Annotated in this window: 12 protein-coding genes and 1 pseudogene; 5 read left to right on the plus strand and 8 right to left on the minus strand. The window is 71.7% G+C overall.

Translation table 11 applies throughout. The annotated features are described in order from the left end of the window. Positions 1-128: 128 nt before the first annotated feature. Together AB0J80_RS03780 and AB0J80_RS03785 are read right to left on the minus strand one after the other, a co-directional pair. Positions 129-254 (minus strand): annotated as a pseudogene (locus AB0J80_RS03780) (ricin-type beta-trefoil lectin domain protein); the annotation flags it as partial. Positions 255-285: 31 nt separating this feature from the next. Further along, a complete protein-coding gene (locus tag AB0J80_RS03785; protein ID WP_364699967.1) occupies positions 286-744 on the minus strand; it encodes a hypothetical protein in 459 nt (152 codons plus the stop codon). Positions 745-960: 216 nt separating this feature from the next. Between AB0J80_RS03785 and AB0J80_RS03790 the strand changes: the two genes are divergently transcribed. Continuing rightward, positions 961-1599, plus strand: coding sequence for a flavin reductase family protein (locus AB0J80_RS03790; RefSeq protein ID WP_364699969.1), 639 nt, complete (start codon positions 961-963; stop codon positions 1597-1599). 33 nt (positions 1600-1632) lie between these two features. Here the strand turns inward: AB0J80_RS03790 and pip are convergent, their stop codons facing one another. From pip to AB0J80_RS03805, 3 genes are read right to left on the minus strand one after another with little or no spacing between them, the layout of a single operon-like run. Continuing rightward, a complete protein-coding gene (gene pip / locus AB0J80_RS03795; protein WP_364699971.1) occupies positions 1633-2595 on the minus strand; it encodes a prolyl aminopeptidase in 963 nt (320 codons plus the stop codon). A 22-nt stretch (positions 2596-2617) separates the two neighbouring features. After that, the gene (locus AB0J80_RS03800) at positions 2618-3883 is read right to left on the minus strand and encodes a thaumatin family protein (RefSeq protein WP_364699973.1); all 1266 of its coding nucleotides are present in this window, start codon (positions 3881-3883) and stop codon (positions 2618-2620) included. Positions 3884-3923: 40 nt separating this feature from the next. Continuing rightward, the gene (locus AB0J80_RS03805; RefSeq protein ID WP_364699975.1) at positions 3924-5000 is read right to left on the minus strand and encodes a beta-eliminating lyase-related protein; all 1077 of its coding nucleotides are present in this window, start codon (positions 4998-5000) and stop codon (positions 3924-3926) included. Between the two features lie 70 nt (positions 5001-5070). Between AB0J80_RS03805 and AB0J80_RS03810 the strand changes: the two genes are divergently transcribed. Both AB0J80_RS03810 and AB0J80_RS03815 read left to right on the plus strand, forming a co-directional pair. After that, positions 5071-5568, plus strand: a complete 498-nt coding sequence (locus AB0J80_RS03810; RefSeq protein ID WP_364699977.1) for a GNAT family N-acetyltransferase — start codon at positions 5071-5073, stop codon at positions 5566-5568. A gap of 136 nt (positions 5569-5704) precedes the next feature. Continuing rightward, positions 5705-6532, plus strand: coding sequence for an ATP-binding protein (locus tag AB0J80_RS03815; RefSeq protein WP_364699979.1), 828 nt, complete (start codon positions 5705-5707; stop codon positions 6530-6532). Positions 6533-6536: 4 nt separating this feature from the next. Here AB0J80_RS03815 and AB0J80_RS03820 read toward each other — a convergent pair whose 3' ends face one another. The 3 genes from AB0J80_RS03820 to AB0J80_RS03830 all read right to left on the minus strand — a co-directional run bounded on the left by AB0J80_RS03820 (position 6537) and on the right by AB0J80_RS03830 (position 12290). Further along, positions 6537-7778, minus strand: coding sequence for a pyridoxal phosphate-dependent aminotransferase family protein (locus tag AB0J80_RS03820; protein WP_364699981.1), 1242 nt, complete (start codon positions 7776-7778; stop codon positions 6537-6539). A gap of 66 nt (positions 7779-7844) precedes the next feature. After that, positions 7845-10991, minus strand: a complete 3147-nt coding sequence (locus tag AB0J80_RS03825) for an EAL domain-containing protein (RefSeq protein ID WP_364699983.1) — start codon at positions 10989-10991, stop codon at positions 7845-7847. Positions 10992-11252: 261 nt separating this feature from the next. After that, positions 11253-12290, minus strand: a complete 1038-nt coding sequence (locus AB0J80_RS03830; RefSeq protein ID WP_364700179.1) for a MerR family transcriptional regulator — start codon at positions 12288-12290, stop codon at positions 11253-11255. A gap of 82 nt (positions 12291-12372) precedes the next feature. Here AB0J80_RS03830 and AB0J80_RS03835 point away from each other — a divergent pair, with 82 nt between their 5' ends. Continuing rightward, positions 12373-12930: an AAA family ATPase gene (locus AB0J80_RS03835; RefSeq protein WP_364699985.1), complete on the plus strand. Its 558-nt coding sequence runs from the start codon at positions 12373-12375 to the stop codon at positions 12928-12930. Between the two features lie 10 nt (positions 12931-12940). Then, positions 12941-13357 carry a VOC family protein gene (locus tag AB0J80_RS03840; protein WP_364699987.1) on the plus strand — a complete coding sequence of 139 codons (417 nt, stop codon included), beginning with the start codon at positions 12941-12943 and terminating at the stop codon, positions 13355-13357. Positions 13358-13361: the final 4 nt, after the last annotated feature.

The following is a 13361-nucleotide window of genomic DNA, read 5'->3' on the forward strand; positions in this document are numbered from 1 at the left end:
CGGGTAGCCATGCTCGCCAGCCAGCTTGCGAAGCACCGAGGTCATCCGGCCGTCGACGAATTCGCCGAGGAACTGGCCGACACATGACGAAAGCCGCCCCAAGGTCCCGGCGAGCGTAGGACCGCCCGTCACGCCCGGTGCCATTTCTGGTTCGCCATGCCGTTGCAGGTCCACAGTTGCAGGGGTGCGCCGTTGGCGGCGTTCCAGGCCGCGATGTCCACGCACTTGTCGGCCTGGGGGTTGACCAGGTCGCCGATCTCGCATCCGGCCGGCGGCGCCGAACCCTCAGCGCAGTGTCAGCCGGAAGACCCGGGCGCCCGCGGCCCACGCGTCGTGCAGGTCCTGGGGATCCGGTTCGCCGGCGGCGGTGAAGCCGATCTTGTTGAACGTGGCGAAGTTGCGGTTGTCGCGCGAGATCAGCGCGTAGTGCTCGACCACTCCGGCCTCGTCGCTGATCACCTGCACGTCCGCCATCCGCCGCTTGCCGCGGTATCGCACCTCCACCGGTGTACCCGTCCGCAGGTTCTTACCCCACGCGAACGGCGACCCGATCAGTAGCGTCCCCTCGTGCTGCGTGTAGGCGACCGGCACGGCGTACCGTTTCCCGGATTTGCGCCCCACGACGTAGAGGGTGATCAGGCGGCTGCCGACCAGCCGGGACAGGAACGGCACCCGGAGCAGGCCGCGGACGATGCGGTTCGCCACCCCCTGCAGGGCGAGGGTCTGAGCCCGCTGCTCGGCCATGGACGCGCCTCTCATCCGCTCGACGCCGCTGCTGGTGCCGCCGCCGACGCTATACCGCCGAAGCACTGTCCGGCTCGGGCGGTGCGTCCCGGGCGGGCGATGGGGGGATGCGTCGTCCGAAAACCGCCAGCAACTGATCGGTGCCGGGCGGCATCGTGGCAGCACGGCGGACCCACTCGGACGTCGTCGTCGCCGGAGCAGTAGGAGAAAGAGCAGATGCATGTCGTGCCTGGACTCAAAGTGCTGTACTTCGGCACCCCCGTGGTCGTGGTGAGCAGCCGCAACGAGAACGGCGGCACCAACCTGGCACCGATGTCGTCGGCCTGGTGGCTCGGCCGGTCCTGCCTGCTCGGATTGAGCGACCACAGCCAGACTGCCGCCAACCTCAAGCGCGACGGCGAGGCGGTGCTGAACCTGCCCGACGCCGGCATGGTCGATGCCGTCGACCGGCTCGCCCTGACCACCGGACGCCGCGACGTACCCGAGTACAAGCGCCGGCAGGGTTATCGGCACGTCGGGGACAAGTTCGCGGCCGCCGGCCTCACCGCCCAACCGTCGGACCTCGTCGGACCGGCCCGGGTCGTGCAGTGCCCCATCCAGCTTGAATGCCGGCTGGTGTCCGCCCATGCGATCGGCGCCCCGGCCGTCGACGCCACAGCCTTCGAGGTCGAGGTTCTGCGTACCCATGTCGAAGAGGAGCTGCTGATCCCGGGGACGTCCTACGTCGACCCCGTGCGCTGGGATCCCTTGATCATGAAGTTCACCGAGTTCTTCGGTGAAGGACGCAACATCCACCCGTCGCGCCTCGCCGCCGGCTGGAAGATGCCGCACCGCATGCCGGCCTCCCAGGCTTGAACGGTCGGCCTGGTCGCTGCCTCGTCGGCGCCATCATCCGCCGCGCGGGTCACCCGTCGCCGCGTATCGGTCCGTGGCCCGGATCAGCCGGTCGAGGATGCCCGGCTCCAGCGACGCATGCCCCGCGCCGTGCACCACCCGGAACTCCGCCTCCGGCCACCGCCGTGCCAGGTCGTAGGCCGTGACCGGGGGACAGCAGAGGTCGTAGCGGCCCTGGATGACCACCGCCGGCTTGGTGCGGATGCGGTCGATGCCGTCCAGGAGCTGGGTCTCCGGGGTGAAGAAACCCCCGTTGATCACGTAGTGGGCGAGGATGCGTGCTGCGGCCACGGCCGTGCTGCCGGCTGTCAGCGTCGCGATCAGATCCGGGTCCGGGGTGAGGGACGAGTTGACCGCCTCCCAGCGCATCCAGGCCTCGGCGCAGCGGGCGGCCTCCGCCGCGTCCGGGCCGGTGAGCCGGCGGTGGTACGCCGCCAGCAAGTCCGTGCGTTCCGGAGGCGGGATCGGGGCGATGAACCGCTCCCACTCCTCCGGCTGCAGGTGGTGCAGGCCGTGCTGGTAGATCCAGTCGCGTTCGCTGCGGCGTACCAGATAGATGCCGCGCAGGATCAGGCCCGTCACCCGGTCCGGGTGGGTCTGGGCGTACGCGAGGGAGAGCGTCGAACCCCAGGAGCCGCCGAACAGCAGCCACTTCTCGACGCCGAGCCGGCGGCGGACCACCTCGATGTCGTCCACGAGGTGCCAGGTGGTGTTCTCGTGCAGCTCCCCGACGGGCGTGCTGCGGCCCGCTCCGCGCTGCTCGGGAAGGATCACCCGGTAGCGGGCCGGGTCGAAGAAGCGGCGCATGAACGGCGCCAGGCCGCTTCCCGGACCGCCGTGGACGAACAGTGCCGGGAGGCCGTCCGGGTTGCCCGCCTCCTCGACGTAGAGGCGGTGGCCCCCGCTCGTCTCCACCCGGTGGGTGGCGTAGGGCTCGATCTCCGGGTAGAGGGTCACCGGCCGAGCGTAGGACCGCCCGTCACGCCCGGTGCCATTTCTGGTTGGCCATGCCGTTGCAGGTCCACAGTTGCAGGGGTGCGCCGTTGGCGGCGTTCCAGGCCGCGATGTCCACGCACTTGTCGGCCTGCGGGTTGACCAGGTCGCCCGCCTCGGTCAGCACCCACTGCTGTGCCGGTGTGCCGTTGCACGTGAAGACCTGGATGGCGATCATGTCGGCGGTGGCGCCGTCCGCGACGTCCACGCATTTGCCGCCGATGCGGATCGTGCCGTCCGCCGCCAGCTGGAAGCGCTGCATCGGGCCGTTCCAGCAATCCCATGCCGCCAGGCGTACGCGGTCCGAGTAGTCGCCGCCCGGGACGTCGATGCACTTGCCGTGCCAGTTGCTGACGAGCTGGTTCTCCGCGACGTCCGCCGGGGCGGCGAGCCGCTGGTCGCCCGGGACGGCCGGCTGCGGGGCCGTGCCGTTGCCGTGGAAGGTCACCGTGAAGCCGGTGCACTCCTTGCAGTTGTACATGACCTGGTTGCCCGCGGTGGCGTCGTCCTTGGACCAGCTGTACGCCCGCGGGCACGCCTTCTTCACGGCCTCGCTGTACTCCGTCACGGCGTCGCGGTTGGGGTTCACACACAGCAGCGGCTGGCCCTGGCCGTCGCGCTTCAGGTTGCTTGCGGGGCAGGCGTCGAGCAGCGGTTTTACGCAGCCTGCCTCGGCGCAGTACTGGGTGCCCGGTGGGGGCGCGGGGGCGCCGGTCGGGGTGATCGTGATGGGGAGGGAGACGGCGTTGACGTAGCTGACGTCGTACCAGGGGGCGCCCCACGGGTCGGCGGGGTCGAAGTTGAACTCGGCCAGGCTGGCGTCCTGCTCGCCGTTGATCGCGCAGTGGTCCGCGGCGTTGCCGCAGTCGCCGACCTCGCAGTGGAAGGTGCTGCCGGGTTCGCCGCTGCAGCGCTGCCGGGCGAAGAACTTGCCGCGCCAGTGGCCGGGGGCGGCGTTCTCGGGGATGACGATGGTGGCCGAGGCACCGGGTTCGAGGATCGGCAGCTGCGCGAAGTTCACCGACCCGTCGGCGTTGACCGTGCTGCCCACCCACACCTTCTCGGCGCTCTGGTTGACGAAGGTGATCGTGTGCTCGCCGGCGGCGTACGCGGACGACCCGCCGGTGAAGCCGGGCCCGAACGCCGCGGTGAGCCCCGCGGCCACCACGGTGAGCACGGCCAGCAGGGACATCAGCGCGCGGCGCGGGCGACGCGGGCGGACGGAGGCGGCAGCGTACGGCTCTGGGATCACCCCACCATCGTCGCCACCACAGTGGCGACGATCCATGTCCCTAAACGGGGGCGTCGATGCACAACCCGGCGAGGATCTCGGCGATGGCTTCGGGCTTGTGGCGCAGGGTTGCGCGGCCGACGGTGAGCTCGGTGCGGATCACGTCCGGGTCCCCGGTGGCCATGCCGCTGGGCCACACCCAGAGCCCGGTCTCGTCGGCGAGCCGCTTCGCGTTGGCCTGGTAGGTCTCCGGCCGGGTCGAGAACAGCAGGTGCAGCATCGGCGACTGCGGTGGGTCCGGCACGACCCGGATCTCGGGTACGCCGACCAGCGCCTCGGCGATCGCGCGGGCGTGCCGCATCCGGGCCGGCATCTCGGCGAGTGCCTCGTCCAGCAGGGCGAGCGCGGACGCCGCCCCGGGCCAGAGGGCGAACAGGGTGCCGCCGAGCCGGGAGCGCCACTCGCGGACCTCCCGGACGTCCGCCTCGGGGCCGGCCACGCAGCATCCCGGCAGCGCCCCCACGCCCTTGTAGAAGGAGACGTAGACCGTGTCGAAGAGGGCGGCGATCTCCGCCGGTGTGGATTCGTAGCCGGCGGTGGCCTCCCAGAGCCGGGCTCCGTCGAGGTGGACGGCCGCGCCTCGGTCCCGGGCCCATCGGGTCTGCGCCACCAGGTCGTCCCAGTCCGGCAGGGTGCCGCCTAGGTCGCGCTGCGGGAGCTCGAGCAGGAGCGCGGCGACCGGCTCGGCGACCTCGGTCAGGTCGTCGAGGGTCAGGGGCCGCTCCGGCTCGCCGGCCCGCCGCCCGACCAGCTGGTGCAGCCGCTGGTGTGCCTGGCCCTCGTGCTGCTCGAGGTGGCAGTACGGATGCCACACGACGGTCCGCGACGTCCGCCGGTCGGCGTGCACCCGCAGGGTCGCGGCCTGGGCCATGGTGCCGCTGGGCAGGTACACCGCGGCGGGCTTGCCGAGCAGGGCGGCGACGTGCTGTTCGAGCTCGGTGACGACGCCGCCGTCGCCGTACACGTCGGGGTCGGTGCCGGGGTCGATGGTGGCGAGGAGCTCGCGGGGGCGGATCAGCCCGTTGCCGAGGATCGTGTCGGTGCAGGCGGCCCGCCGGGCTTTGATCTCCTCGTCCACCGCCTCATCCTCGCGTGTCCGGCGGCCCGTGTCAGCGCAGTAGCCCAGCGGGCCTGGTAAGCAGGACGACATGCGACTGCGCCCGTACGCCGAAGAGGATCTGCGTCTGACCCGGCGGCTCGAATCCGATCCGGGGGTGGTGGGTCACCTCGGCGGCACCGGGGACGAGGAGCATGTGGCCCAGGTGCACCAGCGCCGGATGGCCGGGGTGGCCGAGGGCGATCTGTACTACGTGATCGTGCCGGACGGCACCGAGGAGCCGGTCGGCATCATCGCGATCTGGCGCTCCGAGGTCGCCGGGGAGCTCGTGCACGAGCTGGGCGCCATGCTGATCCCGGACTACCAGGCGCGGGGCGTGGCCGGGCGGGCCTTCGAGCAGCTGCTGCCGCTCGCGGTCGCTCAGGGCGTACGCGTGTTGCACTCCTTCCCGGCGGTGACCAACGGACCGTCCAATGCGATCCTCCGCAAGCTGCTCTTCACCCGTATCGACGACTGTGACCTCGACTATGAGGGCCGGCCGCTGCGGTGTGCGCACTGGGTGCGGGACCTGAGCGCGCCGCAGCCCTAATACAGACTGCATCGAGACGCGACGGACCTTCTGTCCGACAACCCCGGCATGACTGCGGAAACCTGGACGGCGAACTGACCGATAGTGCGGCGATCCGCCGTCCGCTCCGCGGGCGCTACCCCCCTCATCTGCCGAGGTGAGTTCTCTGTCATCACATCACCGGATCGACGTCCATGAGCACGGATCGGTCGTCGTCAGCGCGGACATCCCCAGCCAGACCGTGGTCATGACGGTGCGGGGAGCCTGGAACCCCGCCCTGAACATGCGCGTCAACAAGAGCGTGGCGAAGTGCATGAGCGAGCACCCCGGCGTGTTGATCATCGATCTGGGTGCCCTGCAGGACCCGGCGGCTGCCAGCGTCAACGCCTGGATCCACGCCTGGCGGGTGGGGCAGGCCATGGAGCCGCCGGTGCAGGTCCTCATCTGCGCCCCGGCGGACACCGTGCCGGCCAGGCGTCTGCATCGCATCGGTGCGGCGAGGTACGTACCCGTGTTCGACACGGTGGACCGCGCCCGGCGCGTTCGCGTCAGCCTGGCAGACCGGATGCCCAAGCTGCTGCTGCGCCTGCCGCCCCGCGCCGACGCCGTGTTCCTCAGCCGCAACCTCGTGACCGACGCCTGCGCCGCCTGGGGCCTGGAGGAGCTGGCGGACCGGGCCCGGCTGGTCGTCTCCGAGCTGGCCGGCAATGCCGTCCTGCACGGTAGTCCGCCGATCACCGTCTCGGTGTCGCGCCGGGGGTCGGGCATCCACGTCATCGTGGGTGACCGGGATCCGCGGATGCCCCAGGTGCTGGCGGTCCGCTGCCCGGCGGACGACGGCGCCGGCCCGCCGATCAGCACGGCTCGTGACATCGGCCAGGGGCTGCGGGTGGTGGAGGCAGCCGCCACGTCGTGGGGGGTGCTCCCGACCAGCGGGGGAAAGATGGTCTGGGCGACCCTCTACCCCTGGCTGCGCCGGAGGTGACCGGTCAGCGGCGGCGCAGCACCGCGGTTCCCAGGGCGGTGAGGGTCTCCAGGAGCTTGTCGACCTGCTCGTCGGTGTGGGCGGCGGTCATCTGGATGCGGAAGCCCACCTCGTCCTTGGGCACCCCCGGATACGGCGCGAGCGTGACGTAGATGCCCCGGTCGAGCAGCGCGTTCGCCACCGCGGGCAGGTCGTCGCCGTTGACCAGCGGGATCTGGACGAGTGGGAAGCCGGAGGCGTTGGGCGTCCGTACGTCGAGGCGCTCGAGGTGGTCGAGGACCCGCGCGGTCTTCCGGTGCAGCTCGGTGCGGAGCGCGTCGCCCCGGCGCTCGTTGACCTCGAGGCCCGCGAGCACGGTGGCGAGGGCCGCGGTCGGCACCGGGCCGGAGTAGAGATACGGCGCCGCGGCGATCTTCAGATACTCCTTGACCGGCGCCGGGCAGGCGATGAAGGCCAGCAGCGACGAGTACGCCTTCGAGAAGCCGCCGACCAGCACCACGTTGTCGTAGTCGAGCCCGTAGTGGCGCACGATGGCGTTGCCGCGCAGGCCGTACGGCGAGGTCTCGGCCGGGCCGCGCTCGCCGATGACGCCGAAGCCGTGCGCGTCGTCGACGTACAGGGTGGCGTTGTGCTCGCGGCACAAAGAGGCGAAGCGGGTCAGGTCCGGGGCGTTGCCGGTCATGCTGTTGACGCCGTCCATGCAGACCAGCGTCGGCGTGCCGGGCGGGACCTCACGCAGCAGCTCGGCGAGGTGCTCGGCGTCCTCCGTGCGGAACCGGCGCAGGGTCGCGCCGAGGCCGCGGGCGTGCACGCACCCGTCGTAGATGGTCCGGTGCGCCCGCGAGTCCATGAGGATGTGCCCCTTACCGGCCAGGGCGGGGATCACGGAGAGGTGGATCTGGCTGATCGTCGGCAGCAGCAGCGTGTCCGGTGCGCCCAGCAGCTCGGTGAGCCGCTCCTCGATCATCGGGTAGAGCCGGGGGCTGCCCAGCATGCGCGACCAGCTGGGGTGCGTGCCCCAGCGCCGGACCTGGACGTCGATGGAGTCGAGGATCTCCGGGTCGAGGTCGAGGCCGAGGTAGTTGCAGGAGGCGTAGTCGACGAACCAGCGCTCGCCGATGCGGATGCGGCGCCCGTCGACCTCGTCGATCACCTGGTCCCACAGCCCCGCCCGGGTGAGGGCGGAGATGCTGCGGTAGGCGGCGTCGGCAGCGGGTGACGCCACGGCGGGCGCGGTGGACAGCATGCTTACCAGGCTAGGCAGGAAAGTAGATGCATGCCGCATTAAGGCGAGCTTACTGTGATGAGAGGCTCATTCACCTTCGGTGACGAGCTGGTACGCCGCCGCCTCGGTCATCGGCCGGTCGAACAGGTAGCCCTGCCCGAGCCGGCACCCGGCCTCCTGCAACAGCCGGTGTTCGTCCGCCGTCTCGATGCCCTCGGCCACCACGTCCAGTGTCAGTGTGCCGGCGAGCTGGATGATGCCCCGGACGAGATCCAGCTGCTGCTGCGACGTGGTGATCGTGTCGACGAAGGACTTGTCCAGCTTGAGCGTGTCGACCGGTACCCGGTGCAGGTAGCTCAGCGAGGAGTAGCCCGTACCGAAGTCGTCGATCGAGATCTTGATCCCGGCCTGCCGCAGGCGGGCGATGTCGGCGTGGATCTGCTCGTGCTCGCCCAGCAGCAGACTCTCGGTGATCTCCAGGGTGAGCAGCTGCGCCGGCAGCCCGGAGCGGCTCAGCTCGGCGAACACCTGATCCACGAACTCGGGCGACCGGAACTGCCGGACCGAGACGTTCACGCTCACGTACGGCGTGTCGACCGGCTGGACCCGCTGCCACTGCGCCGCGGTGGCGACCGCCGTCCGCAGCACCCAGGCGCCCAGGTCCACGATCAGCCCGGACTCCTCGGCCAGCGGGATGAACTCCGCCGGCGACACCATGCCGCGGGTCGGGTGCGGCCACCGCAGCAGGGCCTCGAAGCCGACCGTACGCCCATCGGCCAGCTCCACGATCGGCTGGTAGTTGAGCTGGAAGGACTTGTCGGCGAACGCCCGATCGAGGTCGGTACGCAGCTGCATGCGGTCCAGGACCTCGGCGTGCAGCGACGCCTCGTACCGGCGCCAGCGCGCGCCACCGCTCGCCGGCACGCTGTCCAGGGCGACGTCCGCCTGGCCCAGCAGCTCCTTCGCCGTGCCGGCGTCGGCCGTGGTGGCCACGCCGGCGCGCAGGTGCGCGGTGACCAGGCTGCCGCCCACCTGGAAGGCATCGGCGGACAGGCCGACGACCTGGTCGGCGACCCGCTCGACGTGGGCCACGTCCGGGGCGTCCGCCACCACCAGGCCGAACTCGTCGGCGCCCAGCCGGGCCACCGTGCCGACCTCGGCGAGCGCCGACGAGAGCCGGTTGGCGACGGCGACGAGCAGCTCGTCGCCCACCTCGTGGCCCATGGTGTCGTTGATGACCCGGAAGCCGTCCACGTTGATGATCATGACGCCGCAGACGCCGCTCCGCGCCTCGATCGCGGCCGCCACGTCGTCCTGGAAACGCAGCCGGTTGCCCAGGCCGGTCAGGGGATCCACGTACGCGCGGGCGAGCAGCTCCTGCTCCAGGCGCCGCCGCTCGGTCACGTCCCGCAGCGTCACCACCAGCCCGTTCACGCCCGGCTCCCGGCGCATGTCGCCGATCACCGCCTCGGCGTACACGAGGTTGCCGTCCGTGCGGCGGACCCGCCACAGGTTCAGCCCCTCGCCGGCCCGGCCGGTGCGCGCGGCGTCCAGCAGCTCCCGGACCTCGCCGCGCTGGCCCTCCTCGATGAGCTCGAGAACGTTGCGGCCCACCAGGTCCACGGTCCCGATGACCGATTCGGCGGCGGGACTCACGTACGTGATCCGGTTGTCCTCGTCGACGATCGCGATGACCTCGGTGGCGTTGAGCACCAGCGTCCGGAAGTACGCCTGGCTGTCGCGTTGGCTGATCTCGCGGCCCAGGCGGATCCGGTCGATCATGGTCGCGGCCTGGCCCGCCAGCACGGGTACGGCCTCCTGCAGCCCGATCAGCGCCGGCTCGTCCGCGCCGACGAACAGGTCGCCGATCCACGAGGTGCCCACCGCCAGGCGGCAGTGCAGGGCCAGCTCGAAGGAGGCGAGCGGCTGGGCCACGTCGGCCGGTAGCGTCACCACATACCGCAGCTCGAGGCCGGCAGTGAGGTTGCCGAGGGCCTGAGCCAGGTCGGCCGGCTCGGTCAACTGGTCGCCGCCCAGCTTGAGGACCACCCGGTGCTCGGCGTCCGGCGGCAGCATCCGGCCGATCGCGCGCCGCAGCACGGCCTCGGCCTCGTCGATGTTCGTGGAGACCAGCAGCGCCTCGCACGCCTCGCGGAGCTCGCGCTCGCGGGCCAACGCCTGGCGCAGGTTGTTGGCGACGGCCGACATCCGGGCCAGGGCCAGCAGGATGAGCGCCGCCGAGACGACGGCGATGAGGAGCCCGTCGAGGACCGGTCCGCGCAGCGCCTGGACCAGCAGGGCGGCCGGGGCCAGCAGCGACGCCACGGTCAGCACCCCGCGGCGCAGGGAGACCTGCGTGCTGGTCAGCACCTGCGGCTCGGTGGCCCGGATCATGGACGGGTGCAGCGCCGCCGCGCCGCCGGCGATGTAGAAGACGAGCCAGCCCAGGTCCATCGGGCCGCCGAGCTCCCAGATGTGCTCGAGGCGGCTGAGGCCGTACAGGACATCGGCGGTGAGCAGGGCGGCGCCGGAGGTGAGCAGGGCGACCAGGCTGGTGTTGCGAGCCGCGGCCAGGCCGAGCCGGGCCAGGATGGCCAGGGTCAGGACGTCGGTCAGCGGGTACGCGATCGACACCGCCTTCTCCAGCGGCCCGAGCGTCGGGTCCTGCAGGAACGGGTTGATCAGGAAGGTCCAGGCCAGGAACCCGCCGGCGATCGTGAGGATGGCCGCGTCGAGGACCCCGGCCCGGTCCAGGAACCGCGCCCCCGACCTGGTCAGCCCGTGCAGGCCGGTCAGCAGCAGCGGAAGGGACAGGCCGAGGAACACGAGGTCGGCGATGGACGGGAACTGTCCCAGCGGCACCGCCACCAGGGCGACGACGGTGCCGGCGGCGAAGGCGATGTAGCCGGCGGCCAGCAGGGCCCACGGCTGCCGCCGGCGCGGCTTGTTCCGGGTGATACCGACGGCGAACGCGACGAACGACGACAGGACGATCAGCGTCCACGTGATCACGTTCGACCCGGGGACGAAGACGTAGACGGCCGTGAGGCTCATCGTCACGGCGAGGTAGATCCACATCGCGCGGCCGAGCGGCGACCGCACGCCACCGGCGGAGGCGGTGACCGTGCGGACCGCGACGCTCTTCCGCTCGCCCGGAGGCTCCGGGTCGACGGTCCGGCCGTTTGGGTGTCCTTCGTCGCCGGTGACACCGGAAGGACCTGAATGTCCGTTCATCTCATGCCGAGTGGCGACGCGCGTCGCGGATGCGTCACCCGCGCCGCTTCCGGAGGGGAAGCGCTCGTCAGTACTCAAGGCAACCTGCCCGGGCCGCGTCGGTGCCTGCCGGGAACGGCGGGCGTCACTACCTCTTGATCGGCGTGAGGGCTTCAGGACTGAGTCTCGGCTGGAACAAGGGATGATCAGGATCAGAGCAGGCATCGTACTCGAATCCTGTGACGAAGTTACACGTTCACCTCCGCGGCCGGGATCGCCCGGTCAGTGACGAACCGGCATGAGGATCGAGAAGGTTCCGGATCCGCGTACGGCCAGCGGCCTGATGGGCCCGTCGAGCTCCAGCACGAGCTGGCCGGCCCCGCCCGCATCGAGGGCCTGGAGCAGGAACTCCCGGTTGACCGCCACGTGCGCCTGCTCGTCGGCGGCCCAGGCGTCCTCCTCGGCGAGGCGTACGGCGCCCGACGGGTCCAGGGTCAGGATCGCCACGTCGTACGCGACGCCGTCGTGCTCACGGGTCACCGGGGAGGCGCCGCCCAGCCGCTCCCGCAGGTTCGGTACGTCCACCGTGACCGAGCGGGCGCCCGGCCGGACGGGCTCCACCAGGCGACGGTGATCCGGGAAGTCCACGTCGAGCGGCTCGGCTGTCAGCCGGTGCCCCGGCGTCTCGGCGGTGATCGCGGACGGGTCCAGGTCCAGCACCACCGTGCCGGTGAGCAGCTGCCGCAGCGCGTCGGCGAACGGCAGGGGTGCCACCACCCGGACCGGCGGCCCGGTGACGGTGGCGTCGGCGGCGGCCACGGCCAACCGGTAGCGGTCGGTGGTCACCAGCGTCAGGGCGTCCGGCTCCGCCTCGAGCAGGACGCCGTTGAGCATGGGGAGCTCCGGGTCCGTCGAGGCGGCGAACCGGACGGCGTCGAGGGCGGCGGCGAGCGCGGCGGCGGGCAGGCTGATGCGGGTCATGGTGATCTCCTCGAGGTCCAGCAACCGATGGATGCGGAAGAGCTCGCGGCGGGCGTCGGTGAGGCCGTCCTCCAGCCGGCGCAGGTGCTCGTCCAGCAGCTCGCGCACCGCCGCCGGGCGATCCATGGCGGCGACCGCGCGGCCGATGTCCGCGACCGGCATACCCACCCGGCGCAGCCCGGCGACCAGGCGCGCCGCGCGGATCTGCGCCGGGCGGTAGCGCCGGTAGCCGGTCGCCGGATCGACCTCCGCCGGGACCAGCACGCCGGCCCCGTCGTAGAACCGCAGGGCGCTCACGCCCAGGCCGCTGGCCCGGGCGACCTCGCCGATGCCGTACATCGTGCTCTCCACACCTCGAGACCCTGCCGCCTCGACAAGGTCGAGGGTCAAGCCCGGCGCACCGTGTGCCATGGTGCTCGGCATGGCACGTGACGTCGTGATGGTGAACGGTCTGCCGGGCTCGGGCAAGAGCACGCTCGCCCCCCGGCTCGCCGCCGCCCTGGGAGCCGCCTGCCTGGACGCCGACCGGATCGAGGAGGCGCTGACCGGGGCCGTGGTCACCGAGGTGCCCGGCCTTCCCGCGGTGGCGAGGGAGACCGTGTGGACCCTGGCCGCGGCGCTGAGCGGCATGGTGGTGGTCGACGCGTGGTGGTTCCGGCCGCGGGACCTCGAGCAGGCCCGCGCCGGGCTGGCGCGCGCCGGTGCGACCGCGACGGTGGAGATCTGGTGCGAGGCCCCGGCGGAGGTGGCCCGCGCCCGTTTCGCCGCCCGCCGGCGCCCCTCGGTGCATGCCGACGGGGAGCGGCTCACCCGGGAGTGGGCCGCCTGGGCGGCCGGCGCGGCTCCGCTCGGGCTCGGCCCGGTGGTCCGGATCGACACCACCGGGCCGCTGGATCTGCGAGCCCTCGGCCACCGGGTCAGAGAGCTGCTCTGGGATCGGTCAGATCTCGAGAAGCCCGGTCCCGGCGGCGCGTCCTAGCGTGAGCCGCATGACGATTTCGCTGTCACACTGCTTCCTCATCGTCCACGACTACGACGCCGCGCTCGGGTTCTATCGCGACGTGCTCGGGCTCGAGGTCCGCAACGACGTGCAGTTCGAGGAGAACCGCTGGCTGACCCTCAGCGCGCCCGGTCAGCCCGAGGTCGAGCTCGGCCTCGAGATCCCCGGCTACTTCCCGCACACCTCGGCCGAGGACCGGCGGGCCACCGCGGACCTGCTCGCCAAGGGCCTGCTGCCGGGCGTCATCTTCCGCACCGACGACTGCGACAAGACCTTCGAGAAGGTCCGCGCCGCCGGGGCCGACGTGCTTCAGGAACCCATCGACCAGCCGTACGGTGTCCGCGACTGCGCCTTGCGCGACCCCTCCGGGAACATGGTGCGGTTCTCCCAGCTCCCGGAGGGGTGAGGCG

The organism is Actinoplanes sp. NPDC049548 (genome assembly GCF_040676695.1).
Taxonomy (GTDB): domain Bacteria; phylum Actinomycetota; class Actinomycetes; order Mycobacteriales; family Micromonosporaceae; genus Actinoplanes.

Excerpts from the sequence above, each read along its gene's own strand:
- AB0J80_RS03785 (WP_364699967.1), bottom strand. The coding sequence starts at position 744 with ATGGCCGAGCAGCGGGCTCAGACCCTCGCCCTGCAGGGGGTGGCGAAC.
- AB0J80_RS03790 (WP_364699969.1), top strand. The coding sequence starts at position 961 with ATGCATGTCGTGCCTGGACTCAAAGTGCTGTACTTCGGCACCCCCGTG.
- AB0J80_RS03810 (WP_364699977.1), top strand. The coding sequence starts at position 5,071 with ATGCGACTGCGCCCGTACGCCGAAGAGGATCTGCGTCTGACCCGGCGG.
- AB0J80_RS03820 (WP_364699981.1), bottom strand. The coding sequence starts at position 7,778 with ATGCTGTCCACCGCGCCCGCCGTGGCGTCACCCGCTGCCGACGCCGCC.
- AB0J80_RS03825 (WP_364699983.1), bottom strand. The coding sequence starts at position 10,991 with ATGAACGGACATTCAGGTCCTTCCGGTGTCACCGGCGACGAAGGACAC.
- AB0J80_RS03830 (WP_364700179.1), bottom strand. The coding sequence starts at position 12,290 with ATGTACGGCATCGGCGAGGTCGCCCGGGCCAGCGGCCTGGGCGTGAGC.
- AB0J80_RS03835 (WP_364699985.1), top strand. The coding sequence starts at position 12,373 with ATGGCACGTGACGTCGTGATGGTGAACGGTCTGCCGGGCTCGGGCAAG.
- AB0J80_RS03840 (WP_364699987.1), top strand. The coding sequence starts at position 12,941 with ATGACGATTTCGCTGTCACACTGCTTCCTCATCGTCCACGACTACGAC.